Here is a 25,721-nt window from a genome sequence, read left to right as displayed (position 1 = left end):
TTGCAATTAGCTAGAGTTTTTTTAAGGCCTTAAAACAACGTTTTAAGGCCTTTTTTGTTTATGCTTTTTGAACTATTGCTTATCACTAAAAGGTTAAACGTAACTGAGTAGCTGCTCTATACAAGATGCTTGAATTTTATTTAATTAACTTTATAGTGAGGTTAAATTTAAGACGTATTTGATATGCAAATCCAAACAAGCTTTTATCCTGTTGAAAGAATGGCTGGTTGTCTTAAAATCCAGCAGATAGGTAAATTGGGGCGCTTTTGTGTCCTTGTTCTTAGCCATGCAAAAGCCTCTCTCCAAAATCCCTTTTTAGCCTGTTGTTCCGTTATTGTTTCAAATATTTTTTTTGTGCAATTGGCTTCCAAAGTCTGTCAGATCACCTATCATTTCTTCAATCAAGTTCCTCTCATTCAAGATGAGCTCAGCCAATTCGAACTTTGTGGCTTGGCCTGTGTGTTCGCCTTGGCGATTGGAGGGCTCAATTTTTCTTTAGCCAGCGGATTGAAGCTGCCTCTCTCCCGCTTTGCTGTGGCAACTTTAAGTGCTGCAACGGTCGCGAGTTCACTTTTTATGAATTATTGGAAAAATAATCGCTAGCTCACCCCTTAAAACATTTGATTAAAAAGCTATTGGTAAATAGCGCCAGCTATACACTTTCAAGATTGCTTTCAAAGCCCTTTCATTTTATTTCTTAAGAAAAAGAAATGAGATCTCTCATTTCTACTTCGCTAAATAAATGGAGATTTTAAAGACATCTCAACTGATTAAAGGAATGTATCGTGGTACAAATCGTAGATCTCACTCATTTGACAGGGCGTATAGAGAGTACTTCACAGCCACAAACAAGAGATAAGGGAAGATGGTCTTTTAGAGACCTTAGCGATTCGCTAAAAGCGCTTCTTTCGAAAATCGGTCAAGTCTCTAACAGCTTGTTTGGGCAAGTCGTTACCATTTCGCTTGGCGAGATGGCAGGAGTGCGCCTTGGAAGCCTGGCCATGTCAGACATCTGCCAGCATTTGTTTGTTCCTTTAACCCTTATTGCGAGCGGTGCAGTCATTTACTATAATACCACTCGTCAAACGAACCGATTGGCAAAGGTTGTCATGCTCACATCGGCCGTTGCAGTGACCGTCTTAGTCCTTACTCCTTCCGAAAAGTTTTTAGGTGAGCAGAATTTGGTGGCCGTTGGATGGGGGACAGTTGGAGGATGGGTTGGGACTATTGCAGGAGGCTATATTGGGCAAATTTTTGCCGGGGGAAGGCCTCAAAAAGAATACGCTTTAAGTATGGCAAAATGCATTGGCGCTACAGAGTTTACGCATGCAATTCTCGCGCCACCGCCCGCCTCTTGGATAGGCTATCCTTTCGGCCTTGCTAGAGGCACATTGATTACCTCGCTTGGATTGTGCGCCTATTATTCGCCCCAATGTGTCGAAATCCTCCAAGCTATTGCAAAAAATGAAAAAGATAAAACGCTTTTGACCAGACTTTTCACAAAATTTCTTGAGGAGCGCTGCAGCGGCCGCCAATCAGTAGATGTAGCCCGGAAAATCTCTGATCAGATTATGGCACCGTTGAAAGAAATTTCAAAGTATTTAGTGGAGGAGCTAAAAGCAGAAAGCTGCCACAATCTATTGAGTGCTTTAATAGGCAATGGAATAGAGTGTTTGTTAAATCCCCAAACGACTCCAACCTTTGTTTTGCGTTCTTTTGAGGAATACGTAAAAATTTTGAAAGCATCTGGTATTCAAAAGGCACATGATGCATTTGAACGCGCTTTTTTAGAGGATCCGCAAGGCAAAGCGCGAAAAAGGCAGCAATTAATAGATGCCATTCAGGACAAGATTAAAGGCGTCTATGACGATGCTAAGACGCCTATTGAACTAATGATCGATTTTGTGCTCAGGTCTTTGCTTAACGACAAAAAAGCACAGGATCTTGCAGCGATTATCATTCAAAAAATTCAAGAAGCAGAAGTCGATTTTATCGGCCTTTCTTTGCTTAGCCAAAACCAGGCTCGATTGCTTGAAGAGCTCTTAAGCATTCACATTCAAAACTACTTCATTTTTGCGTTATCGCACTATTACAAGTTTGAAAAGGCTTTAAGTCCTTTGGAAGAGAAGCAGATACTTTTAGACTGCAATCACGCGGCTTTTTGCTCTTTACTTTAAGCACATTGTCCCGTTTTTCATTGCCCACAGTGCTCAGGTCATGACAGGCTCTACTATCCATACAATTTTTAAAGTAAAAGAAAGCGTCCGTACTATTTTAAAAAAGAAATCGCAAAAGAGCTACCTGAAAGCGAATCCGCTCGTTTTAAACACCTATTTTGGCTTAGGTGGCCATCATGAGTCTCATGCAGAAATGGTAGATGCGTGCGAACTTGTGGATGCGGAGGAAACAGAGCAAGAAGATCAATTGGAATTGACAACAGGGGTTAATTTGTCTCAGTCGATGCTGGTTTCGGGATATTTTGACGAATTGGGCACTGGCATTGAGGCGCATGTACAAGAAAAAACAGAGCCGGAGCCGGGAGTGAGCGATGATGACAAGCAGACAATAGGGAGCGTTCTTAACATGAATTATTTTTAGGGGGCCTGCCGAAGTTGTCTAATAGCTCGAATCGATCAGATAGTTTCTAATCGATTCGGCTCCACTTCTTCTAAGCGCTTCTTGCTAAAGATAAGCTGTAGACTAGAAAGGGCAACCATTTGAATGGTAAAATGAGAAAAGTTTTCTACAAAAATATTGGCGAAATCGTAATCAAAACGTCTATGAGTAAACCAATAGAGGGAAGAATCCAGGGTCATTAAAGTTCCAAAAAATTCAACCGATCGAAAGGGTGCGAGCATCATTAATAATCCATATCCTGAGTGATGCCAGCGCACTTCGGTTCCTAGTAAAACCATCTCCGCTAACGTTCCAAGCGCAATGAGAGCTCCTGTTAGTGATGTCAATGCCTTAGGTGATCGCTCCTTTAGCCTCTGCCAGCTTTTATAAAGATTGGCTCCAGCCAAAGCCGTATAGCCAATATAAACAAAAGGCTCTCCGCCAGGAATTGGAAGTCTCCAAATATTCACAGTCCTTGACCAAACGGCAAGCCGTTCAATGATGGATAGCGACTTGAGCCAATTGATAGAAGTTGATGAGACGTAGCCGGTCACTCCCAAACGATACAAAGCGAAGCTGGAGAGTGCAAAAGCAGCTGTCCCAGTCCCAATCACCACCACCTTCCGAATCGAGTGACTATAAGCCTGTAACGCTTTCCTGGGTGCCGTGATTAAATCAAATGAAAATTGCTTCAATGCAAGCGCCGTTTTATCAGCTTCGCTCCAGTAGCGAATTCCTAAAGATAGAATTTCAATGGTAATTGGAGCCAGCAAAGCAAAGTGGGTGACTGCTTGTGTATGCGTGTAACAAATACTTCCCAGCGTTTGCCGAATTGATAATAAAGAGAAGGATTGAATCATTGTAAAACTATGATTTTGATGTTTTAAATAATTATATAAAATAATGTATTTCATATAAATTAGTTTATTGTTTTTGTTGGATTTTATTAGGGTTAGTTAATCGTATCTTAAGAGAGGCGTATTCAAAGAGTTCGTCCGGATATTAGCTGGATTGTCATGTATGATGCTTTGGGAATATTGAAGCGTAGAAGCTTTATAGAGGGATCTGATGGCATAAGAGATGGCTGGCTCTTATGCCTGTGAAGAAATTTGTCAGCTTAAGTCTGCTTGGTGGGCTTAAGCTGTCGTAGACTACTTTTTTTGATCTTGTTTGGCTTGTAATGCAGACTGAATGGCATTTTTTAGTTTGTCATAATCGACCGTATCATCTGTATTTTCGACCTTGATTCCATCGACATAGATGGTAGGTGTAGAAAGATGCCCGCTCATGATGCGATTACCATAAGCGGTATTTTTTTCGATCTGTATTCGATAGTGCTCTTTTTCAAGGCATTCTTTGAGTTGTTCTAAGCGGATAGCTCGGCTTGTATGTGCTGCAAAGTCTTGCAAGGTTGGAATAGTTGCCCAGTTGTCTTTTTCAGGGGGTTGGTGGAGGTAGAGATAGTTGAGGTATTTAAAAAATAGATCGTGATTGGGATAATTTGCATCTTGAAAATCGACGCATAAGAGTGCGATAGCAGCTGTCATGGAATTAGGCAGAAAAGAGACTGGAATAACAGTGTAGCGGATTTTATTGGTGTTGATGAATTCTTCTTCAATTTTTGGAAAGACATTATTGTTATATTTTTTGCTATCGGGACATTTGGGTTCTAAGAAGGCCACCACTTGGACAGGAGCCTTAGGATAGCCGATTGTAGGATGGCCGTCTGTTTCAAGTGAGATGGGTGCTGCGTGGGCTAGAAAAGCAGTGGTGAAAAAAGCCGTTAAGGCAGAAAACATGGAAAGCAAAAAGGGTTTCATGATCGGCTCCTTATTCATTCGCCATTTTGGGTAAGTTTCAACATTATGCTCTTTAGAACGTTCATTTCACCACTAACAGTGCTGAATATAGGGAAAGGGTGTTAAAAAAAGCATGCGGTCACTCGAATGCGGGACGTTGGTTTTGAGAAGAGTGATGCAAAAAGAAGGTTTATAGAAAATAGTTTGATTTGCTGCAAATATAAAAGTTGTAGAAATCTTTTAAGAAACGAGTGGAATGGCTTGCAAGGCAATGGAGAGAAATCTATTGCTTGTTGGGAATTTTGCGATAATGATTTTGCTTATTAAAAAGGCCGCATTGCGGGCAACGATTGAGCTCTTTGATATTTTCTTCCAGATAGGCAAAGTGGCAATATTCACAAACAAACAAGGCCTTTTCGCAAGAAAAAATAATTTGACGTCTTGTGCGATAATGAGAGTAAATCCAAATCCCAAGCACAAAGGCAAGAGTAATGCCTAAGTAGAGCATGAACGCTGTTGTAAAGCTAAGTTCGATCATTCAGTTGCCTGCCAATTGGTCGTTTTATATCTATTATAACGACAGCTTATAATAACGTCACGCTGGCATTTCTTCTAGTTTTAGGTCTTACTTTAGCACTAGCCTGAATAGACGAGCTTGAGTCCAATGATTGAAGAAATCAGGCAGAATAGAAAGAAGAGGCGCCAGAAGTCAGTCGATTCACCAAAATAGAGAATGCCAACCAGTGCTGTTCCAAAAGCTCCAATCCCTGTCCAGATGGCGTAGGCCGTTCCGATAGGAATAGATTTGAGGCTAAGAGAAAGAGAGAAAAAGCTCATTATAGCTAATAAAAAAAAGCCGACAGTTGGCCAAAAGCGTGTAAAATTTTCGGATAGTTTCAGGAAAGTCGTAAAGCCTACTTCAAATAATCCTGCAATCAATAAGTATATCCAGTTCATAAAAATACCTAAAATAAATCCGATTCCTCAGTTTAGAACTTTCTTTACGCAAAGCGGCAACCCGTCTATTTATTATAGACCCTCAACTTTACTGGGGGAGAGGTTATATTAAGTAATGCTTATAGCAATTTGGAACTTTAACAAACAGCTTAAAGCCTGGCTTGTTCCTTAAAACTCACATGAATAGGCCTACCTGTTAATTTAAATGCTAAACATGCCTTGAAAGATTCGGAAAGATTTAGTGAGTTTGTTCATAGACGACAAAATGGAGCCAGCCCGATGCATGGGCAGGCGGCTTAGAAGGAAGAAACTTGGCATCCAAAAGGATTTGCTCCGTCAGATTGTTGGCTTCTTTCGACGCACTGGATTGAATCCTATCGTACCAAAAAACTGTGCCCGATTCGTCTAAACGCACTTGATACGTGATATAAGCTGGCTCTTGAGTGTAAGCCAATAACACGCTTTTTCCAAGTCTTGGATCCTGACTAATAAGTGAGTGAGAAGCTAAATCGCCGGAGGTAAAGAGGCGGATGGCGGCCCTTTCTATCACGGGTGCTAAAGAGGGTGCGGCAATGGGCCAATGGCGCTGCTCTAAGGCGAGGAATGAGGGGGAGGGAATTGGTGTGAGTGCCAGTAGCTGCTCAGATGAGGAGGGCGGGTGTAAAAGGGGGGAATATAATGATTCGATTGAGCTTGGAGGAGGAGAAAAAGAGATTTCCTCTGCAGGAGCTTGCATTACAAACAAGGGCATTGCCAAGAAGGGCTTATTTTCGGTCTCTACTTGTACAGGGGGATATAAAAAAGAAGTGGTTAATTTAAACGGTTGGATGTGGAATATGACGACGGCAACCAAGTGCAGTGTCAGGGCAAAAGCCAGGGATTTAACAAGCAGAGGAGTAAAGAAAGTATCTTTTTCCCTGATGCAGACGTTAATGCGATAGCTGTGGATACATTTTTCTAATTTTAGCATGCTTTAAAACTCTTCTAAGGAATTTTGTAGTCCATCTAAAGGTTTGTAGACGAGTCTTAAGTGAGGGCAGCACTCTTGAGCAATCGCAAAGAGTTTTAAAAACAATCCATATTCCACTCTTTGGTCGACGCTTAAAACGATTGTGGGGATATGCCCCTCATTTTGCCTTTTTAATTCTTCCACTTCTTTCTCCAGATGGGCTTTTAAAGAAGAGAGATCGACAATGGCTTTTTTTGATCCTAAATAAATCACTTGCTGAGCGTCCATGACTAAAAGAAGCTGCGTCGTTAATGGCGCAGAGTCTTTGTCAAGGGTGGGATTTTCTATATTGAGCGATTTCAAGGGCAAAATGTCTGACGTTACGATGAAAAATATGAGCATTAAAAAGATGACGTCGACGAGGGGAGTCAGGTCGATTAAGGAGGTAGAGGTCTTAAGGCGCGTTTTAAATTTCATTAAAATTCCTCTTCACGATCCAAGAGAAGATCGACAATTTCAGCCGAGGCGGTTTGAATTTCTAGTACAAATCCTTCTACGCGGCTGACAAGGTAATTATAGGCAATGACAGAAGGAATAGCCACAACCAAGCCGGCTGCAGTTGTAACAAGCGCGTATTCCATGGCTTCGCCAATGCGAGTAGCAGAAATGTCGACCAGTCCGCTTAAGCGCATTTCTGCAAAGGCCTGAATGAATCCAAGAACCGTTCCTAGCAGACCGATCAAGGGAGCTATATAGGCAATGATCGACAAGATCTTAGCATTTTTTTCCAGACGGGCGATTTCTACCAGTCCTGAAATTTCCATTGCCGATTCAATCTGCTCTTTATTGCGATTATGCTTGACGAGCCCCGCCTTAATAATATTGGCTATGGTACCGCCTGTTTTTTCACAAATTTGAATGGCTTCGACAATATTGCCTTCTTTGATGGTTTTTCTCATGGCAATGATGAATTGATTGGTATCAATTTCAGATTTGTGGAGCTGCATGAGCCGCTCAATAAAAATAGTTGCGCTGATGATCGAACAACCGATGATGATAAAGAGAATGATATTCCAGTTAGAGCCATAAAAAAATAGATTGGCTACATATGCTGGAAAAGTTGAATCGTTAATAAACATAATCTTGTTCCAATTTTTCTTTTGCTTTTTTGCTCCATTCTCCTCCCTTTCTAGAGGTTGCCTCGAGCTGTTTGAGAGCGAGCTCAGGGCGTCCTTGCAGAGCGTATAAATCTGCTCGCAAATACATGGCTTTAACGCGCAGGCTGGATATTGCCTCATCATTAACCACTTTGGAAAGCAGCAGCATTGCTTCATCAAATTGTTTAAGTTCTTTATAGCATTGGCTTTGTTGAATCCAAAGATCAAGTTTTTGATCAGGGCTTAGAAAATTTGTTGCGTTGGCTTGCTCGGCCGCAAGAAAGTAGGATAGGGCTTGTGTGTAATCCTGGCTTTGCTGAGCTAGGCAGCCTTTTTCGTAACAAGCTCTTGATACCAAGTAGCCGTGCTCCATTCCTGCTTGTTTTGAGTCGTGAATCAGTTGATCGTATAAAAGGTTGGCTTGTTCCTGCTTGCCTTTTTTGCAGTAGGTTTGAGCAAGCCAAAATTCGCTTTCTTGGAGGATTCTGGGGTAGATTTGATCTCGAATTAAAAGCGCTTTTACGAGAGGTGAGGGAGAACGCAGGGTCTGAACCAACTCTTTGAATACGTCTTCTGTATATTCCAGGTAAATATGTTTTTTAGCTGGTGGAGAAGCATCGGCAATGGCTAAATTAGCCAAGGCTCTTTCCAAAGTGGCCTGGTAACGTATCTGAATGAAATAGGCAAGTTCTTTTGGCGGCAGTTTTTCTTGCTTTACTAATTCATCAAAAGTTGTTTCTGCCAAGTGTAGGAAGTCGATTGCCGCTATTTTATCCTTGCGCTGCACTAATTCTCCCTCTTCAGATAAACGATCTTTTAAATAATCTAAACCAATCAAGTAGTAGGCGCTGATCAAAAGGGGATGTCCAGGAAAAGAGCGTGGCATGGCTTGTAGGTGTTTAATTGCCTTGCGTTGGCCGCGCATATAGTCACGATAGGTATAGTAACGGAAGTAGGCATAAGGGGCATAAGGGCTGTCGGGGCTTTGCTGGTACAGTTGCTGCAAGTATTGCTTTCTTGCCGTTTCATTTTTCAAGTGAGATGCGCATTCTGCCCGCCAAAAGAGAACTTCGCTTTCTTCAGAGTTTGGATGGTCTTGAAGAAATTGAGCAAAATGGTCATCCGCTTCTTGCCATCGATCCATTTTAGTATAGAGGATTCCCTTGAGTTTAAAGAGCTGCTCATTCCGGGATTGATTAAGGGCTTGATCCAATAGAGTGATGGTTTGCGAAGCAATAGTAGCATCGGGCTCTTCTAGATTTGTGGCTATGAGGCCGACAAGGGTATATAATTCAGTTGGTTCTGCAAACGTTTCTTTTAATGCGGGTTCTTTTATGAGTCTTTGCAGAAGCTCGAGAGCCTGTTTCTTTTTTAAGTCACTTGCTTGGTGATAATAAGCAAGAGCTTGGTATTTTAAAGAAGCCGCCGATTGGGCAGTGTGGGAGGGAGAATAAAATTGATAAGCATTAGCAAAAGATTGCGCTGATAGTTCAAAGAGGTTTGAGGCCGAAGGGAGGAATAGAGGCGTTTTTTGCATCAAGAGCCCCTCTTCTAATTCGTTCATTCCTTTGAAATACCAAGCATCCGCTTGGAGGAGGTTATTCGACTGGGCTTCTTGGATTAATTGCATATATAGCTTAGAGCGTTCTTGATACGTTGGAGTGGCAGCGGCTTGTTTGAGTTTAGCCTGATGCGATCCTTCTTCAGTTTTAATATGTGTTTTGTCATTTAAAATCTGTTGTGCTTGTTCATAGGCTTGTTTGTCTTTTAAGAGGCGCGCTTTTATGAGATAAAAATCGCTTAAGAGCAGGTAGTATGTTTCATCTGCTGCTCGCATGGCCGTTAAAGTCTCTTCTGCTTGAGCTAAAAAAGACAAGGCTTTTTCAGCTTCCAATGCCTGCTCGCTCTGTTTTAGATAGCTTTTAATTAAATGGGCCAAAATATCTTTTTTCCAGCTACAAGGATAGACGGGGCAAGCCTTCTTAAAGCATTCGATGGCCTGCTGTGTAGATCCTTCATGAAAAAAGACAACACCTTCTAAGTAGTTTTTTTCGTATGCAAGAGGATGACTATCTTCAAGTTTGTCGGATAAGTTTTCGATAGGGAGTTTGGCTGCTGGTATGTTATGCTCTGCAAGGGAAAGTTTTATTAGATAGAGTTGGGATAAATAAAAGGGGATCGGATTTGCTTGGTTCCAGGAGACGTTCTTTAGGTATAGGCGAGCCTGTTCGAACTGATTCAGATAAAAGCTGTTAACCCCTTTTTCTAACGCGATGACGCAAGCCAGCTCTTTTTCTTCTTCAGGAGAAATGGAGTTTAAGGCTGTTAAGGCTTCTTCATGCCGTTGCAGGTCGCGATAAGCCAAACTCGCTAGATAAAGGCTGGTTGTGTCATGCGATGATATCAGTGGACTGTTCTTTAATAAATTCAAAGCCTCTTCTGGCTCATTGAGCTCTAAATGACAGGCGGCTTGAGATAGAATCAAGAGCTTTTGCGAATTTGCCAATTGAGATGAAGGCATTTCAGCGAGCTGTCGGTAGTGATTCAAGGCATCTAAATAAAGTCCTTCTGCTCTCAAATTTTCGGCTTGTTGCAGTCTTTGGGCATCTTCTTCAGCTGGCACAGCAGCAGCCCAATAGCAAGTTAAATAAAGAGCAGTCAAAGCCCATTTTTTCATAAATCCTCACGGCAAACGATAGTAGGTTATCAGCTTAACAGATTGACTACAAATTTTCATCATGTCTCATCTATTTGGATATCAGTTAATTTAGAATTTCGATGTTTGAAAAAATACCTTAACAGAAAACTTTGCGGGCTGAAATTTAAAGATGAAAGAATTTGAATTTAGGCGTTTAGCAATTTGAAGACACGCCTACTTAACATTTTTGTTGAAAGCTTTCTAAGAGTTATTCGGAGCAGAAATAGTTGGCGGAAGGGCCTTGACTTTCCAGTTTAAATGCGTGATTGTGCGTAAATCTAGTTTTTTCTTAATGGATTAAAAGACAAAACATCGCTCGTAGTCGCTCATCCGATAGTTGAATATTATCTTTCGCTTCGGGAATGCAAGCAGCATTTCCTTCATCAAAATTGAAAATTTGCCATCATCTACGAGTGGTTACAGATTTGTAGCCAATTGCGGGGATAATGGATCGATTGGACTTGGCTGTGGTTGGGGTTCAAAGAGCATTGATTGGGCGAGAAAAGCGTCTCAAAAGGATTGTTTTTGTAAAAAAGTGCAAAAAAAATACAAAAACATGAAGAAAAATGTTGCACAATATATCCAAAGTTAATATTCACTTAATCGTCAATATATAACTCTAAATAGGAGGAGTTCTAGGCATGTCATTAAAAGACACTTTTAAACAATTGAGAGAGCTATTAGCTAATATTACAACAGATCTCGAGAAATCTGAAAATGGTAACAAGGCAGCTTCTCAGCGCGTTCGTACAGGAACAGTTAAATTAGAAAAGATTGCAAAGTTATTCCGTAAAGAGTCTATTTCTTCAGAAAAGAAAAACAAAGGCCAAAAGAAGCCTGCGAAAGCAGCTCCAAAAGCTGGGAAATCAGTCGCTGCTGCTAAAAGCAAGCCAGCTGCTGCTTCTAAAGCTAAAGCCGCTCCGGCTGCTAAAAAAGCTGCTGCTGTTAAAGCGAAGCCAAAAGCTAAGTCAACAAGCTTCAGACCACGTCAAATGTCTGTTAAGCGTGCGACAGCTAAGCTTCCAACAAAAAGAGTTGGTTCTAGATAGTTTTAAATTATCTATTTCATCCAGTAGGGGAGGCTTTAGAGGTCTTCCCTTTTTTATTTAGGTCTTGCAATCGCCTTTCTTTCGACCGCACTTATCATCCTTTTTCTGGATAAAGATTAAAAGATAACCTAGAATGATTCACGATAAATTTTGCTTGTTATTCACATACAGTCTTGTGAAAAATCTTCCTTTTATTTTTTATTAATTTTTTAGTTGGAAAAGCCATGAAGCAGCGACTTGTTGAGGTGTCCATACAAAAATTCTCTAAAGACGGGTATGGCATTGGATCTGCTTTAACGGCAGATGATCGGCAGATTGAAGTTGAGGTTCCTTTTGCTATTCCAGGCGATCAGGCATCGGCTCTTTTAACCAAGAAAAAAAAAGGGCTTTATCAGAGTCGTTTGCAAGCCATTACGTCCCCGTCTCCGAATCGCATAGAGGCGCGCTGCATTCATTTTGCGGCTTGCGGAGGATGCCGCTGGCAGCAAATGCCTTATGAGCTTCAGCTGCAGCAGAAAGAAGAGTGGATCAAGAGCTATTTAAAGCCTTATTTGCACGACGATGTTAGCTGGCATTCTATTATCCCAAGCGCACCGTGGCATTACCGCAATAAAATGGAGTTGACATTTTCCAGTGACAAGGCTGGCCACCGCTATTTGGGATTGATTTTAGCAGGGACACGGGGGCATGTCTTCCAGATGCAGGAGTGCTACTTGCCAAGTCCCTGGTTTGCAGAAACGGCGCAGGTTGTTAGCCGTTGGTGGAACGAGTCAGGTTTGGAAGCTTATTATAGCGGCAAAGATACGGGGTCTTTGCGAACGTTGACTTTGCGAGAGGGGCAGCGAACGGGAGACCGCATGGTGATGTTAACCGTATCGGGAAATGCACACTATGCGTTAAATAAACAGCAATTGCAATCCTTTGTGCAGGCCTTGCGCGATACGATTGAGCCTAAGGATCCTTTGCAGGAACTTTCGATTTTTTTGCGAATCCAGCAAATTGCTAAAGGCAGGCCTACCAATTTTTATGAGATGCTTTTATATGGCCCAGACCATATTCGCGAGACTCTCTATTTGCCAGTAGAGGGGCAACCACCTCAGCCTCTTCATTTTCGCATTAGTCCTTCGGCTTTTTTTCAACCAAATACCGCTCAGGCCGAGCGCTTATATGAGCGAGCATTAAAGCTTGCCGATCTTACATCGGATTCTCTCGTCTATGACCTTTATTGTGGGACGGGGACGCTTGGGATTTGTGCGGCAAAGCACGTTAAGCAGGTCGTTGGAATTGAATTGAGTCCAGAATCCGTTTTGGATGCGCGCGAGAATTTAAAGGAGAATGGATTGTCCAATGTAGTGATTCGGGCTGGCGATGTTGGACAGGTTTTGGCGAATCTTGCTCAAGAGACCAAGCAGCATCCAGATGTTGTTATGGTAGATCCACCACGTGCAGGTTTGGATCCTAAAGCAATTGAACACGTACTGGCTCTCCAGGCTCCTAAACTGATTTATATTTCTTGCAATCCGGCAACACAGGCGGCGAATTTAGATCCTTTATTGAAGGGGGGATATCGCTTGCAAGCTGTACAGCCAGTGGATCAATTTCCACAAACGGTCCATGTTGAAAACATTGTCGTTTTGACATGTTAATATATGAAGAATTGTTTTTGAATAATCAAACTGCCATTTGTTAATTGATGGAGGTGTTCTCCTTAATTATTCACTCAGTTATAGTATGCAACAAAGACGAATGAGCTGTGGTGCGCGCCTTGAATGAGATTTGAATGCGAATGATTTGATCTATTTAATAGCAGAGAGACTCGGATTATCTATATTATCTTGAGTCAAAATCGTCGAACCTTGCCTATAGCGAGATTCGCAACCACTCAAAGAAAAAGCCTGTTTGCACGTTTAGAGTGCGAAGGGGGCTAGTAATATGTAAAGATCGAAAAGAGGAAAAAATGAAAGTAAAATTATATGGTTTATTGGCTACATTGAGTTTAATGGCGCATGGCCGCTTATTTGCCGAAGGCGAAGAGGGGATTCCTCCACCAGACCAGAGTTTTTGGCAAACGCTCGTCATGATTGGAATCGCCTTTTTATTTTTCTATGTCATTTTATGGAGACCAGAGCAAAAAAGGCGTAAGGCGCTCGAAGATCAAAGATCAGGCCTTAAAAAAGGGGATCGGGTCGTTGCCATGGGCATCATTGGAACAGTTGTGCGCGTTGGCGATCAGACAGTTATCGTCAAGATGTATGATGGTGCTAAATTGGAATTTTATAAGGCAGCAATTACTGATATTTTGCCTGAAGGTGATGAGAGCGATAAAAAAGTTGAGTCCATTTCTGACGATCAATAATTGTCATGACACTAGATGATCATGATACAGCCTTCAAAAGGCAAAAAATGATTGATGAGCAATTGGTGGTGCGGGGCATCACCAATTCGCTTGTTCTAGAGAGTTTTAAGACGGTGCCCCGTCATTTCTTTGTTCCAGACCGATTAAAGTCTTATGCTTACGCTGATACCCCTTTAGCCATTGGCGAAGGGCAAACCATCAGTCAGCCCTATATCGTGGCTTTAATGACTCAAACCGCGCAACTGAATGCAACCTCAAAAGTTTTGGAAATAGGCACTGGTTCGGGCTATGCGGCTGCCATTCTATCCCGTATCGCTGCTGAAGTCTATACAATCGAGCGGCTGCCTTCATTAGCCTATATGGCTCAAGAGCGTTTTCAAAAACTTGGCTATATGAATATTGTAACTCGCATTGGGGATGGGACAATGGGATGGGAAGAATGCAAACCTTTTGATGCCATTCTCGTGACGGCAGGGGCCCCTGTTGCTACTGAGTCCTTATTAAGCCAGCTTAACGTGCATGGGAGATTAGTCATTCCCGTTGGGGATCTTGTGATGCAGGAGTTGCGTTGTTATCAAAAAGTGGATGATAGAAGCTTTAAGTTGGAAGTGATCGAGCGGGTCCGTTTCGTCCCTTTAATTGGTTCAGAAGGTTGGGATGAACGCTTGGGTACAAGAGGATAAAGAGAGGCTTGAGCCATTGCTGGTGCTTTACTTGGGTTTTTAAGCCGGCAATAACATAAGCCTATTAGCTGTTTCTTAATTTTGAATGAAATTGGCGTGGTTTTGCTTGAAGCTTCTAAAAAATTTCGATTCACTTTGAATAAAAAACTTTTCAACTTTTGATTTCAGTTTCTCTTGATCTTGTTCCAAGTTGATGCCAAGATGTTCTTCAAAGAAGTTTTTTGTGCCTTCAGAAATGCAATCTGAATCGATCTCTTCCAAAGCTGCAATCAATTGCTTGAGCGGGCTATAGTCTTCTTCTCCATTTGGTCCGGGAATAGACTGGGGTTGTATGAGGAGATTGATATCTTTAAGTTTTAGGTCATCCAATTGCTTGTCAAGCTGAGCTTGGTAAGCTTTATTATTTAGGATATAGACACTCAATGCATCTCTTAACTCTTGGAAACGGCGATCCACGTCTTGAGAGTCATTTTTAATGCCTAGAACACAATTTTCAATCAGATTGATCTGGATCATTAAGAGTAGCTGCTTGACGCGGTGGTGGTAACTAACCAGCTGGGCCTTAAACTTGGACCATTCTATGCGGAAATGGATCTTATAGCCTTCCAGATTGTATTCATTCGGTTTGTAATATGCACCAATGCAATAGGCGAGGGCGGCAGTAAATAAGGCGTCTATTGTAACGTCTCTGTCGGCTGAAAGAATGGCCAATAAACCCAATCCTGGAAGGGGTAAATTGGAAACAAAATAATTTAAGCAATAGCGCTCTAAATACATGCAGATGCCTGGCAAATAAAGAGCTATCTTTAAACCGATCAGGACGGCCCCAACGACTTGTTCTATGCCGCGAAAAGCCAATAATTTTTTTTCTGTCTGTATTTTGGTCAATAGGCTTGCTCGAGTACCCTGTTCAACTAACTGGCTTGCTGCCTGCTGGTAATTAACCCACTGACTGCAAAGATAGATTCTCAGTACCCCATCGTTGTCTGCAATTTGATCATCCCATTCTACTTTGTTGCGTGGGGCACCTTCGATTAGGCTTAAATCCATGTGATTTTGCTTTAATTTAGCCTGAATCTCCTCAAAGCTTAAACTAGTGCAGCTAGCAAATAAGGGATCGAGTTTGCCCAAGGCGATATGCACACATAGATCAAAGCTTCTTTGCCTTTTTTGTAGCAGGGCATGGATATCTTCCGGGCTGGCTGCAATGACTTTGCCGGTATACGCTTGATAACTAGATTCTAAAAATGCCTTAAATTTTTCAGATTCCAATAGTGCTTGCCAACCTTGCATCTCTTTTGGAAGTTCGCATTCTATTCTGAATCTTTTTAAGATGCGTCTAACCTCATCCATATTTTGGCATTCTGACAAAGAATTCATGAATGCTTGCAGTTCATTCTTGCGTTCTTGTTGAAACTCTTGGTTGTATTGGAGGTCGACAGTTAACTTTGGTTGAAGCTGCTGGGTCCAATTTTTTTGCAAGTGAAAGGCCTTCCAAAATTCAGAGAGAGAGCAGATGTTTTTTTGGATATCGGCGGCCAATTTACAGCACTTCTTCGTTGCTTTTGGTAACAATCCAAGCGTGTCAGAGAGAAAATGTGGAATGATTTGATGAGCGGCCAATTTTGCTAGTTGGTTGGTGCAATCGCGCTGGGCTTTCTCTCGAGCTTCTTCTAGCTCTTTAAAACATTGATCAAAGCATTTTTGTCTTTCTATGGCTATTTTGACATTCGTCGTCTTGGGGCGTTGGAGATAAATCTGATCGAGTTCTTTTTTAGCCTGGTGAATCATAAACCATTTGGCAGCATTTAAAGCGGCATTATCTAGAGGCTTAAAAAATTTAACTCCTTCATGCGCAGCATCTAAATATTCCCAAATGAGAGTGGATTCGTTTGAAGAGAGAAGGCCTTTACAAACACTTTGAAATTCTTCTGCAAACAGGTGAATATTCTTACTGAATTCGAATAAAAATTTGTGCTTTTCAGACTCTGCTTTGCAGTCCAATAAAATATGCTTAAATTTAGTCTTCCATTCATTTAATTCTGCATGAAACCGTTTGTCTAATTCGGCCGATGACTCTTTCTCGCTGGTGTCGTTCGAAGGGGCCTGATTGCTTGGCGGAACAAATGTAACGGGAACAGTTTGGATAGCCTTGACAGAAGGAAGAAAAGTTTTTTGCTGTTGCAATGCTGAAGGATCTAATTTGATTCGCGAATAAAAGGCATTGGACAAATCACAAGAGGCTTTAGCCAAATTCACTTCCATAGTGGAGTTAAACTGATATGTTTTCCCCTCAAAAAGAGATTTTTCAGGCAAAAGATCTTGCAAAATAAAAGTATGAGGATTCGGCATAACTTGCGAATCAGGCAATAATGTGTTAACCGAATGTGTCATCAAGAGGCCTTTAAAAACTAATTAAGATCACATAAAGAAATCAAAGATATTCCATAATAACATGGTTTCTAAAAAAAAGGAATAAAAATATATTATTTAATTATTAATCAAAGATGTTATCCATGAAAAAGAGAGATTTGCATGAGAAGCTAAGAGCCGGTCTCTTTTTGAATGTGTTGGCCAAATTTAACGATGCTTTCTAGCAGTTCATTAAATGTTGAGTGGCCAGAAGCTATTTGTTCAATCGTATCGCTAAACATATCCAGATTTAATAAAATACTTCCTACAATGGTCATTAAAAGGCGCGAGTCAAGAGCTGATTCTTTCATTAACCAATTGTAGCGATAAGAGACTTGATTGGTTAATTCATTTAATTCGAAGCCAGGCCAATCCATTAATTGATTGAGAAAAAGGATCACGCTTCCAGTTTGATTCAAAGCGAGGGGCTCGACTTCGAAGGGAAGCTTTGCATTAAACTGAATGCGGTAGTAATGATCATTAAGCTGTTCTTTAAGCATGTTAGGATCAAATTGCTGCTCGCGTGCGACGATCTCAATGACTTTCTCCCTCTCCTTTTGATCGAGTCCAGCAAAAACGACTAGTTGCTCTAAGGGAGAGGATTCGGAGGCGGGGAAAATCGAACAAGTAAAATTTGCTTGATCTAATACTGCCTGCATATTTTTTAAAATCATGATGGCTCTCGTTTATCCGTTAGGCAAGCGAAGGAATCATACCGGCTTTGATTCGCTCTTCTTGATAGTGAATGAAGTTGACATACCCAGAATCATCCATCATAAAGAATTTTTGCAAAGCTTTTTTTGCGGAGGTGGGATCTTTAGCGGCAGCTTCCTGTAGAGCTTCGACGTTTAAGCCTAATTGGGTTTGCAATAGCGCTTTGGTCTCATCGCTAATGAATCTCAAATCAAGGGCTAATAGGGACTCATTAAAGGCCCGCAAGGTATCGAAGGCTGCTGGATCTTTGTCTATTCTTAAAGCGGCCGATTGCGCAAAATCTTGCCAGTTTGCCTGGTTGACTTGATTTTGAAGATTATTGACGCGCTGCTTCCAGGCATCGGCTTTAGACTGGGTTGTGCTATAATCGAGCTTGGCCTTTTCATACGCAGCAAATGCTTGTTCATACTTTTCTTTCGTTTCATGACTCTTATTTTTATGCAGGTGCTGGAGGATTTCAGCCGTTTTTTGCATTTTTTTCTTTTTAGACAAGCTGCGGTATTCTTGAATAGAGGCCATGACATTGCCAAGCATTAATTTACTGTTAACGCCCTGAAGAGAAGCTTTCAGCCCTGCGGGCTTGTTGCGATAGGCATAATAATAGCTTGCACCGAAAAGGCCTAGGGAGACAGCGGTTGTGACGGCCGATAATCCCAATAAAATAAATCCAGCTCCCGCAACGGGCGTGGTAGCAAGGCCGATAATGGCAAGCGTGATCGATACGACGGCGGAGGCGAGGGCCATTGTGAATAGGGTCGCCGATTCAAAAGTTTTAAACTTGATGAATGATCCTTCGATTTCTAGTTTCTTAGAAACCATTTCTTTTAATGCATTTTTTGTTACTTGCTCGACGGTTTCTTGGTGATCGACGTAAAAATGAAGGAGTTTTTCGGCTGGCGTTGCAGCAATAAAGTCATTGAATAAGGCATCGGGTTTTTCGCTAGCTAAATTTTCCAAGGCAACGATCAGCTTAGAGCGCGATTCGATTTGACTGAGATTGAAAGGCAAGTGAAGCTGGGCCGCTTGCCGTTTAAGTTCCTTTACTGAGACGCGGCTGTCCTTGACAGCGGCTCTAAATTGCGCCAGGTCTCTCTCAAATTGGGGTCGCTTTAACTCTTTGATTTTTGGGAGCAAAGCTTGAAAATGGGGTTTCAAACTAAACACTTTCTTTTCGGCAAGGATTTTGCGCTTTTCCAATAAATCTTGGCTGGCTTGAATCATAAGATCAAAATTTTCGAGTATACCTTTGAACTGGGTATACTGGGTGGTGAGGGTTTGCCTAAAAAGGGGATCGCTTTGCCAGGTTTCAAATAATTGCTCTGTTGTTTTAATGCTTGGATCGAGATCTATGTCGAAGTCCTTTAACTTTTGGCGAATCTCTTCGATTGTACGGTATTTGTGCATGAGGCGAAGAAAGACTTCCTCTTCCGTCTGTAGATGAATAGATATGTCACCGCTTGGCGTGTCCGCTTTGCGAGCAGATTCTTGAGCAACAGGAGAGCCTCTAAGGGCTAGAGGGCGTACAATCCCTTTTTCACCCATTTCAACAACCGGCTGATTAGCCACTTTCCAGTCGTGAAAAGCCTGAGCCCAGCGGTTAAATTTGAGAGCATGACTGACGTTCTTGTGCAGCACAAATCCAGCTAAGATTATTCCAAGAGTGGTTGTAACGGTTGATAATCCTGTAGACACCATTTTAAAGGCTGCAAGTGTTTGGTCGATGGGTAGTAATTTTAGGGGGATCTTGAGGAAAGATAAAAGATTTTTAGTTGTTTTGACCCCGTACCTCATCTTTTGGGTGGAAAGATTGTCTCCCTCAATTTTTACTTTGATGTCCATTTCCTTCATCGCCTTTTCAAGCTTGCGCAACTCCTTGCGCGAAAGCGTCTTCTCCGCTTTTTTAATTTCGGCTTGCCATTCACGAATGTGCTTCTTAACTTCGGGAGAATCTTTTTGCTTGCTATACTCTTGCTTTAACTGGCCTAAAACTTCTTTGGATTTATCCAGGATTTTACCCTTTAAAATCATGGCTAGCCCGCTCATACCCATGTCCAAGGCTGTTAAAAATCGACCTGCATACCCGGCGATTTGATTTAGTTCCTTAAAAGATTTTTCAGTAAAAGTCCCTTGCTGTAAAAGTTCCTGGGGTAAAACGGCTTCCAGAAATTCAATGCCATCCTGGACAATATCTTTTGCGGTATCGGCATACTCATGGGCCCATTTACCAACCTCTATCAATCCCTTTACCATTTTTTGATCTTTAATAGCCTGATTCAACTCATGCATTTGGTCGGTAATTTCAGCCTCTTTCTTTTCGATTAGTAAGTCTAACTCTTGCTCTAAAAGCTTGTCTGTTTGAATTGAATGATCGCTCAAGGGCTGGGCGGAAGAAAGGTCGGGAAGTTGCGGGGGGAGTGGTAAGGATGCCTTACCTATTTTAGGTGGCTGGGAATTGAAGGGATCTATGTGACTTCCATGAATAGATTGAGGTCCGATAGAACCACCAATAGGAGTGCTCATATTGTTCCTCCTGAATACTATTAAAATAAAGTAGTTAATATTCCTAATTAAATTTTACCACTTGTTAATTAATATTGAAACTAAACGTTTAAGTTCTTTGTTTTGTTTATTGCTTTTTAATGTGTTGTGTTTTTATATCGTCCTTAATTGTTAATTAAAATTTAAAATGTAATAATTATAGGTGATTCTTTTGCTTTAATTTTTTATTGAGAGGTTAATTGATAAGGTATTTGTGATGGCATGTCGTTTGCGATTAGTATCAACCTTATTGCAGAGGAGAAGGTATTATGCAGCCATCGGAAGAACACAAGCGATTAGAGGATGAAAGGGAACGTGCAATTTTGTGGAAGTTGTGGGGGCCTTACTTGAGTGAGAGGCAGTGGGGGACGGTTAGAGAAGACTATAGCAAGGAGGGGGATTCTTGGGAGTATTTTACGCATGATCAGGCGAGATCGAGAGCCTATCATTGGGGAGAGGATGGAATTGCTGGAATTTCTGATGTGAACCAAGAACTTTGCTTTGCTTTGGCATTTTGGAATGGGAAAGATCCCATATTAAAGGAGCGTTTATTTGGCTTAACCAATAGTGAAGGAAATCATGGAGAGGATGTCAAAGAGTATTACTTTTATCTAGATAATACGCCTACGCATTCCTATATGAAGTATTTATACAAGTATGCGCAAGAGGCGTATCCCTATTTAGATTTGCTTGAGGAAAATAAGAGGCGTACGCGTTATGAAATGGAGTATGAACTCATTGATACGGGGATATTCGATGAGGATCGTTATTTCGACATTTTTGTCGAATATGCCAAAGCAGCGTGCGACGATATTTTAATTAGCATAACGATCCATAACCGCGGTGCTGAGAGGGCCACTCTGCATCTTCTGCCGACCATTTGGTTTCGCAATACCTGGTCGTGGTGGCAAGAGTCGCCTTATCCGTCGCTTGAAGCTTTAGAGAGCGATGCAGGGATTTCTGTCATTGCGGCTAATTCAATCAATCTTGGCCATTATTTTTTATATGGAGAAGGAAGCGTACCCCTTTTATTTACCGAAAATGAAACGAATAATGAGAGGCTTTTTGGTACCCCTAATCTGGCACCTTACGTCAAAGATGGCATCAATCGTGCGATCGTTGATGGGGAGCAAGAGGCAGTAAATGCTCATCAAGGGACAAAAGCAGCGTTAGACTATCGAATGGATGTAGAGGCTGGAGGATATCAGACTATTCGACTCAGGCTTTCTGCCCAACAGAAAGGGGGAGATCTCTGTTTTGGAAAGGGATTTGATGAGTTAATGAGGCAGAGGAGGGAGGAAGCTGATGCGTTTTACAGCTCTGTTATCCCCGCTTCTTTAAGCGGCGATGCGGCTCTTGTCATGCGTCAAGCCCTTGCCGGTATGCTGTGGTCAAAACAGTATTATTTATTTGATGCGGCGAAGTGGCTGACTGAACGGCATGCGAGCCCTTTTTCCTATCAGAGCATGCCATCGCGGAACAAAGAATGGATCCACCTGGTCAACAATCATATCATCTCCATGCCAGACAAATGGGAATATCCCTGGTATGCGTCATGGGACTTAGCTTTTCATACAATCAGCCTGTCTTTAGTCGATTTGGATTTTGCTAAACAGCAGATCGATCTTATGTTGAGAGAAGATTATCAGCATCCTAGCGGTCAGATCCCAGCTTATGAGTGGAATTTTAGTGATGTCAATCCTCCTGTTCATGCCTGGGCCATTCTTTTTCTTAACCGGATTGAACAGGGCTTGAGAGGGAAGCCAGATCTTGACTTTTTGAAGCGCTCTTTTGCGAAGCTTTCTCTAAACTTTACCTGGTGGGTAAATCGTAAAGATCGATTAGGCAAAAATATATTTGATGGAGGATTTTTAGGGTTAGACAACATAGGAGTATTTGATCGGAGCAAGCCTTTACCTATGGGAGGTTATTTAGAGCAGGCTGATGGTACAGCTTGGATGTCTTTCTTTTGTCAAAATATGCTTGAGCTCAGCATTTTTCTTACAGCTTATGATTCCTCCTATGAGAGCATGGCACTTAAATTTGCAGAGCATTTTTTGTGGATCGCCAATGCGATCAATAAAGTTGGTGAGGAGGGGATGTGGGATGAGGAAGATGGATTCTACTACGATATTTTGCGCTTGCCAAATGGGGAGTCAACCAGATTAAAAGTGCGCTCTATTGTGGGTTTGCTTCCGTTATGTGCAACGACCATCATAGAGCCCAAACAAAGAGAATGCATTCCAAAGACATTGGAAGCGCTTAGAGAACGGGCGAAAAGAATGCCTGAACTTCTGCAAAGCATCCACATGACGGGAAAGGGGCATTATGGCGAAGGAGAAAGGGGGATTTTAGCCCTTATTAATACGGACCGATTGCGCCGCATTCTCAGTCGAATGTTAGACGAGAATGAATTTTTGAGTCCCTATGGAATTAGAGCACTTTCTAAGTACCATTTAGATCATCCCTATTGCTTTAACATTGGAGGGCAGGATTATCGGGTCACCTATCTGCCAGCAGAGTCTGATACTGGAATGTTTGGCGGCAATTCAAATTGGCGGGGGCCCATTTGGATGCCCATAAATCTCTTAATCATCAAAGCGCTTTTGGAATACTATCTCTATTATGGAGACAGCTTGAAATTGGAATTTCCCACGGGTTCGGGGCATTTCTTGAATCTTTTTGATATCAGCCGAGAAATCGCTTTCCGCTTAGCCAGCATTTTCCTGCGCAATGAAAAAGGCATACGGCCCGTATACGGAGGGACGCAAAAATTTCAAGACGATCCTCATTGGCGTGACTACATTCTCTTTTACGAATACTTTCATGGAGATAATGGAGCAGGCCTTGGCGCTAGCCACCAAACAGGCTGGACAGGGGTCGTCGCCAAATTCATTCAGCTCTTTGGAAGTTTGGACGCTCAACGGTTTTTGAAATTTGGCAAGGATGTAATGTTGCATCGAAAAGAATGAGCAGGCATTGCAGCTGTCTCAGAGGCTCTTGCATCTTACGCAAAAAATAAATGAGTGAGTGAACAGTCCATTGATCGCAGTTGAGATAAGGGAAAGAGCCTAGAGATTCTTTAGCTTCTATCCGTGTTTTGTAGCGCTGGTGTAGGCTCTTTTTCCATCTTTGCGGGTGGCGGTGGAGATACAATCGTTTTAGCAACCCGAAAGCCGGTAAAAATATCAGAATGGCCAGGCTGTAGAGGAATGCGTTCCGATACACGTACTCCATCAGCTAGGCTATCGTAACAACCGCCTTTGGCGATTTTGTTGATATCTTGCGTTTCGAGTTCATTCCAACTTGCCACCCATTCCCAGACATTGCCGCTCATGTCATAGGCTCCAGCAGGGCTTTGGGCCGCATGGGTCATTTGTTGCGTGCGGTCCTCAATGGTTAGAGGGAGGGCATTTATACCATTGTAGAAGCCTACAGGTGTCGTCATAACTTGCGATTCATTAGTTGGGTGTTCGCGATAGTTTGCCCATGAGCGATCGATGGTATCTTGGCTAAATCCATATTTATAGCGTTTCAGATGGCCGTTTGATGCCGAAAACTCCATGCCAGCGGCCTTTTCCCATTCAGCTTCTGTTGGCAAGCGCCAGCCTTTATCTTGGCAATAAGCGTGAGCCCCATACCAGGTTACTTCAATGGCAGGATAATTTTCTTTGCCGGGTATTGGGCTGAAAACATTGCCGCTTGCCTGGATTTGAGCCAAGGGATTGGCTTTTAGCGTTTTGCATAGGAGGAATCCTTCAACATCTATGATAAAGCCTGGTCGATTGCTATCCCATTGTGCTCTTTGATTTTTAAAGGCCTGATTGAGCCAATTGGCAAACTGAGCATTTGTGACTTCATAAGCTGCAATGGCAAAGGCTGGGATATAGACCTCTTTTGCCGGTCTTTCATTTTGTCTATTATCCGTAAAAGGATCGCCAATGATAGCCATACCTGCCGGTATTTCCAAAAAAATGGTTTCGGCTTGATAAATGGCTTGAATTGTCGAGCGATCAGCGGCTTTACGCGTTAAAATAATGGGGTCTGGAGTCTCGTAATTTGACGCAGGCAGAAAAATGACTTTGAAGCGCCCTTCCCCTTGAAAGGGGATGAAGGTCGATTTTCCCTTAAATGAAACCGTTTGCCTATCAGACGGGTGTTCAAGCGATTCGATTTCTATCTTTCCTTCTAACAAGTTGCTTACAATCTCGATTCCTGCTTTGCTGCTGCCGTGCTCGCTTCCAGATTGGTTTAAGGGAGCTTTCGTCTCCAAGTCATAAGGCAAAAAGAGGTGCTGAGGGGAGGTTGATTTGATTGTAATAGCCTGGCGTTTTGAAGAGGGGATTTCGGGCGTTAGGGAGTCAAAAGTGACCCAATATCTTCCTTCAGGGAGGACGAGGCTTTTTGAGCGATTTGACACGTTTTCTTTTAAAGGCTTGACTTGAGAATTTTCTGATTCAATGGTGACTGAAAAGAGGTCGATATTGCTGCTAACAGTCAATCTTCCCGATTTTTGATAGTTGACATCGACTTTTGCCTGCTGGTTAGGGGCAATGAATATTTTCTGATCCGAAGGGGCTGCAAATAGTTGCGTATCGGTACTGGAAAATTGCAGGATGTAGTAGCCCGGATCTAAATTGGAAAAGGTATAATGGCTGCCGCGGCCTTGCCCTACTTCTTGTCCTTCTTCGGTTAAGAGGGTGAAAATTGCCTGGGAGAGATCGGTCGAAATATCCAGGCTGCTCTTGCTCATGAAACGGGGAGTTAAAACTGTATAGCGCCCTTTTTCGATGAAGATTTGTTGGCTTGGTACGGGAAGAAGCGTGGCGGGCAGTTGATAAGAGACGATGTAAGGACCGGTTCCAAGAGAGCCGCTTTGCCAGAAAATTTTACCTGCTTGTGCCGTTAAATTGATTTGGAAAGGCGGTTGTTGGATGTCTTGCAGAGGAGTGAGGGTAAGGGTTAAATGCGTTTCTTGAGGAGGTAATGCAGTGTCCAAGCTTACATAGCCAAAATCGCGTTGATAAAATAATTCCACCTTGAGATTATCGCCTGGATTTGCATCGAAAGGAGGCTCAGGAATTATTTTAAGCGTATAGCCCGGAATATCGTCTGCGACAACGTAGTAATCAAATCCAGGCGGGATAGGGAGATTCGAGACTGAGCCAACCGAGGCATTGATTATTCGCCCATCTGCCATGAGTTTCCAGTTTACTGTCCGATTAACGGTTAAGGAAAAATTGGCCAAGCGCAAAGGAAATCCAGGCGGCGGTAAAATGGGTCTTGGGATCGGAGGATAGGGTAGCGGCGGCGGAAGAGGAGTGAGATTGTTAATATAGATCACAGCGCTTGTTTCTTTGAGGCCCGCCATGGCAATCTCATCCGTTTTTTTTTCTGACGGTTTTAAACGGATTGCTTGATCGATCTTGAGGACCGATCCGGCCGTTAAATGAATGTTCCGGATTGGAGGGCGCTCAAAAAAATGATCGGTATTCGGAAGCACAAACTCAATGTTGTAGCGCCCCGGTGGCAAGTGACTAATGACGACCGTTCTTTCTGAACAGGTATGATTATTGGCCACAAATTCATCTTTTTTTGGATACAGGGTCTTTTCTTGCTTTTCATTGATAAGCCAAAAGCGAATGCGATCTAATCGCTGTCCTTGCTGGTCTGTTTGATAGGTGATAATGAGTGTGCCCATCTCGGGTGATAGAAGCTGCGCCGCATTGATGCGCATTAACAGGAAAAAGTGAAATAAAATGATTCCAATGAGTAATTGTACTTTTTTCACTA

Annotated in this window: 20 protein-coding genes; 8 read left to right on the top strand and 12 right to left on the bottom strand. The window is 42.2% G+C overall.

Annotation, left to right across the window (positions count from 1 at the left end):
• Window positions 1-183: 183 nt before the first annotated feature.
• From PNK_RS10470 to PNK_RS10460, 3 genes are all read left to right on the top strand, one after another.
• Window positions 184-603 carry a hypothetical protein gene (locus PNK_RS10470; RefSeq protein WP_059061945.1) on the top strand — a complete coding sequence of 140 codons (420 nt, stop codon included), beginning with the start codon at window positions 184-186 and terminating at the stop codon, window positions 601-603.
• A gap of 182 nt (window positions 604-785) precedes the next feature.
• Window positions 786-2,177 carry a hypothetical protein gene (locus PNK_RS10465; protein ID WP_059061944.1) on the top strand — a complete coding sequence of 464 codons (1,392 nt, stop codon included), beginning with the start codon at window positions 786-788 and terminating at the stop codon, window positions 2,175-2,177.
• Between the two features lie 40 nt (window positions 2,178-2,217).
• On the top strand, window positions 2,218-2,598 hold the full coding sequence (locus PNK_RS10460) for a hypothetical protein (RefSeq protein ID WP_059061943.1): 381 nt from the start codon (window positions 2,218-2,220) through the stop codon (window positions 2,596-2,598).
• 35 nt (window positions 2,599-2,633) lie between these two features.
• Here the strand turns inward: PNK_RS10460 and PNK_RS10455 are convergent, their stop codons facing one another.
• The 8 genes from PNK_RS10455 to PNK_RS10420 all read right to left on the bottom strand — a co-directional run bounded on the left by PNK_RS10455 (window position 2,634) and on the right by PNK_RS10420 (window position 10,155).
• On the bottom strand, window positions 2,634-3,476 hold the full coding sequence (locus tag PNK_RS10455; RefSeq protein ID WP_059061942.1) for a hypothetical protein: 843 nt from the start codon (window positions 3,474-3,476) through the stop codon (window positions 2,634-2,636).
• A 291-nt stretch (window positions 3,477-3,767) separates the two neighbouring features.
• Window positions 3,768-4,436 (bottom strand): DsbA family protein, encoded by a 669-nt coding sequence (locus tag PNK_RS10450; protein WP_032123790.1) that lies wholly within the window; start codon window positions 4,434-4,436, stop codon window positions 3,768-3,770.
• A 262-nt stretch (window positions 4,437-4,698) separates the two neighbouring features.
• Window positions 4,699-4,953: a hypothetical protein gene (locus PNK_RS10445; RefSeq protein ID WP_032123791.1), complete on the bottom strand. Its 255-nt coding sequence runs from the start codon at window positions 4,951-4,953 to the stop codon at window positions 4,699-4,701.
• A 98-nt stretch (window positions 4,954-5,051) separates the two neighbouring features.
• A complete protein-coding gene (locus PNK_RS10440; protein ID WP_032123792.1) occupies window positions 5,052-5,372 on the bottom strand; it encodes a DMT family transporter in 321 nt (106 codons plus the stop codon).
• Window positions 5,373-5,610: 238 nt separating this feature from the next.
• Entirely contained in the window at window positions 5,611-6,342 is a 732-nt protein-coding gene (locus PNK_RS10435; protein ID WP_059061941.1) for a hypothetical protein, read from the bottom strand.
• Window positions 6,343-6,345: 3 nt separating this feature from the next.
• Window positions 6,346-6,798: an ExbD/TolR family protein gene (locus PNK_RS10430; RefSeq protein ID WP_059061940.1), complete on the bottom strand. Its 453-nt coding sequence runs from the start codon at window positions 6,796-6,798 to the stop codon at window positions 6,346-6,348.
• Window positions 6,798-7,460, bottom strand: a complete 663-nt coding sequence (locus PNK_RS10425; RefSeq protein ID WP_059061939.1) for a MotA/TolQ/ExbB proton channel family protein — start codon at window positions 7,458-7,460, stop codon at window positions 6,798-6,800. The genes PNK_RS10430 and PNK_RS10425 overlap by 1 nt, the downstream gene beginning before the upstream one ends.
• Window positions 7,450-10,155, bottom strand: coding sequence for a tetratricopeptide repeat protein (locus tag PNK_RS10420; protein ID WP_059061938.1), 2,706 nt, complete (start codon window positions 10,153-10,155; stop codon window positions 7,450-7,452). Before PNK_RS10420 ends, PNK_RS10425 begins: the two co-directional genes overlap by 11 nt.
• Before the next feature lie 662 nt (window positions 10,156-10,817).
• Between PNK_RS10420 and hctA the strand changes: the two genes are divergently transcribed.
• The 4 genes from hctA (at window position 10,818) to PNK_RS10400 (ending at window position 14,264) form a co-directional block, all read left to right on the top strand.
• Window positions 10,818-11,225 carry a histone H1-like protein HctA gene (gene hctA, locus PNK_RS10415; protein WP_059061936.1) on the top strand — a complete coding sequence of 136 codons (408 nt, stop codon included), beginning with the start codon at window positions 10,818-10,820 and terminating at the stop codon, window positions 11,223-11,225.
• 224 nt (window positions 11,226-11,449) lie between these two features.
• Window positions 11,450-12,871, top strand: coding sequence for a 23S rRNA (uracil(1939)-C(5))-methyltransferase RlmD (rlmD, locus tag PNK_RS10410; protein ID WP_059061935.1), 1,422 nt, complete (start codon window positions 11,450-11,452; stop codon window positions 12,869-12,871).
• 311 nt (window positions 12,872-13,182) lie between these two features.
• A complete protein-coding gene (gene yajC, locus PNK_RS10405; protein WP_032123799.1) occupies window positions 13,183-13,581 on the top strand; it encodes a preprotein translocase subunit YajC in 399 nt (132 codons plus the stop codon).
• A 5-nt stretch (window positions 13,582-13,586) separates the two neighbouring features.
• Window positions 13,587-14,264 carry a protein-L-isoaspartate(D-aspartate) O-methyltransferase gene (locus PNK_RS10400; protein ID WP_059061933.1) on the top strand — a complete coding sequence of 226 codons (678 nt, stop codon included), beginning with the start codon at window positions 13,587-13,589 and terminating at the stop codon, window positions 14,262-14,264.
• Window positions 14,265-14,339: 75 nt separating this feature from the next.
• Here PNK_RS10400 and PNK_RS10395 read toward each other — a convergent pair whose 3' ends face one another.
• The 3 genes from PNK_RS10395 to PNK_RS10385 form a co-directional block, all read right to left on the bottom strand.
• Window positions 14,340-16,658, bottom strand: a complete 2,319-nt coding sequence (locus PNK_RS10395) for a hypothetical protein (RefSeq protein WP_059061931.1) — start codon at window positions 16,656-16,658, stop codon at window positions 14,340-14,342.
• 149 nt (window positions 16,659-16,807) lie between these two features.
• Window positions 16,808-17,350: a hypothetical protein gene (locus PNK_RS10390; RefSeq protein ID WP_059061929.1), complete on the bottom strand. Its 543-nt coding sequence runs from the start codon at window positions 17,348-17,350 to the stop codon at window positions 16,808-16,810.
• A gap of 19 nt (window positions 17,351-17,369) precedes the next feature.
• On the bottom strand, window positions 17,370-19,910 hold the full coding sequence (locus tag PNK_RS10385) for a hypothetical protein (protein WP_059061927.1): 2,541 nt from the start codon (window positions 19,908-19,910) through the stop codon (window positions 17,370-17,372).
• 287 nt (window positions 19,911-20,197) lie between these two features.
• Here PNK_RS10385 and PNK_RS10380 point away from each other — a divergent pair, with 287 nt between their 5' ends.
• Window positions 20,198-22,900, top strand: a complete 2,703-nt coding sequence (locus PNK_RS10380; RefSeq protein ID WP_059061925.1) for an MGH1-like glycoside hydrolase domain-containing protein — start codon at window positions 20,198-20,200, stop codon at window positions 22,898-22,900.
• A 110-nt stretch (window positions 22,901-23,010) separates the two neighbouring features.
• Here PNK_RS10380 and PNK_RS10375 read toward each other — a convergent pair whose 3' ends face one another.
• Window positions 23,011-25,719, bottom strand: coding sequence for an SUMF1/EgtB/PvdO family nonheme iron enzyme (locus tag PNK_RS10375; RefSeq protein ID WP_162264043.1), 2,709 nt, complete (start codon window positions 25,717-25,719; stop codon window positions 23,011-23,013).
• Window positions 25,720-25,721 lie beyond the last annotated feature (2 nt).

It is taken from the genome of Candidatus Protochlamydia naegleriophila (assembly GCF_001499655.1).
Lineage (GTDB): Bacteria > Chlamydiota > Chlamydiia > Chlamydiales > Parachlamydiaceae > Protochlamydia > Protochlamydia naegleriophila.
The sequence above is the reverse complement of the archived record's forward strand: the minus strand, read 5'-3'. Positions and strand labels throughout refer to the sequence as shown.

Coding starts and splice junctions, on each gene's coding strand:
- PNK_RS10460 (WP_059061943.1), top strand. CDS start 2,218: ATGACAGGCTCTACTATCCATACAATTTTTAAAGTAAAAGAAAGCGTC.
- PNK_RS10435 (WP_059061941.1), bottom strand. CDS start 6,342: ATGCTAAAATTAGAAAAATGTATCCACAGCTATCGCATTAACGTCTGC.
- PNK_RS10445 (WP_032123791.1), bottom strand. CDS start 4,953: ATGATCGAACTTAGCTTTACAACAGCGTTCATGCTCTACTTAGGCATT.
- PNK_RS10400 (WP_059061933.1), top strand. CDS start 13,587: ATGACACTAGATGATCATGATACAGCCTTCAAAAGGCAAAAAATGATT.
- PNK_RS10440 (WP_032123792.1), bottom strand. CDS start 5,372: ATGAACTGGATATACTTATTGATTGCAGGATTATTTGAAGTAGGCTTT.
- PNK_RS10425 (WP_059061939.1), bottom strand. CDS start 7,460: ATGTTTATTAACGATTCAACTTTTCCAGCATATGTAGCCAATCTATTT.
- hctA (WP_059061936.1), top strand. CDS start 10,818: ATGTCATTAAAAGACACTTTTAAACAATTGAGAGAGCTATTAGCTAAT.
- yajC (WP_032123799.1), top strand. CDS start 13,183: ATGAAAGTAAAATTATATGGTTTATTGGCTACATTGAGTTTAATGGCG.
- PNK_RS10430 (WP_059061940.1), bottom strand. CDS start 6,798: ATGAAATTTAAAACGCGCCTTAAGACCTCTACCTCCTTAATCGACCTG.
- PNK_RS10450 (WP_032123790.1), bottom strand. CDS start 4,436: ATGAAACCCTTTTTGCTTTCCATGTTTTCTGCCTTAACGGCTTTTTTC.
- PNK_RS10455 (WP_059061942.1), bottom strand. CDS start 3,476: ATGATTCAATCCTTCTCTTTATTATCAATTCGGCAAACGCTGGGAAGT.
- PNK_RS10420 (WP_059061938.1), bottom strand. CDS start 10,155: ATGAAAAAATGGGCTTTGACTGCTCTTTATTTAACTTGCTATTGGGCT.
- PNK_RS10385 (WP_059061927.1), bottom strand. CDS start 19,910: ATGAGCACTCCTATTGGTGGTTCTATCGGACCTCAATCTATTCATGGA.
- PNK_RS10470 (WP_059061945.1), top strand. CDS start 184: ATGCAAATCCAAACAAGCTTTTATCCTGTTGAAAGAATGGCTGGTTGT.
- PNK_RS10390 (WP_059061929.1), bottom strand. CDS start 17,350: ATGATTTTAAAAAATATGCAGGCAGTATTAGATCAAGCAAATTTTACT.
- PNK_RS10380 (WP_059061925.1), top strand. CDS start 20,198: ATGCAGCCATCGGAAGAACACAAGCGATTAGAGGATGAAAGGGAACGT.
- rlmD (WP_059061935.1), top strand. CDS start 11,450: ATGAAGCAGCGACTTGTTGAGGTGTCCATACAAAAATTCTCTAAAGAC.
- PNK_RS10395 (WP_059061931.1), bottom strand. CDS start 16,658: ATGACACATTCGGTTAACACATTATTGCCTGATTCGCAAGTTATGCCG.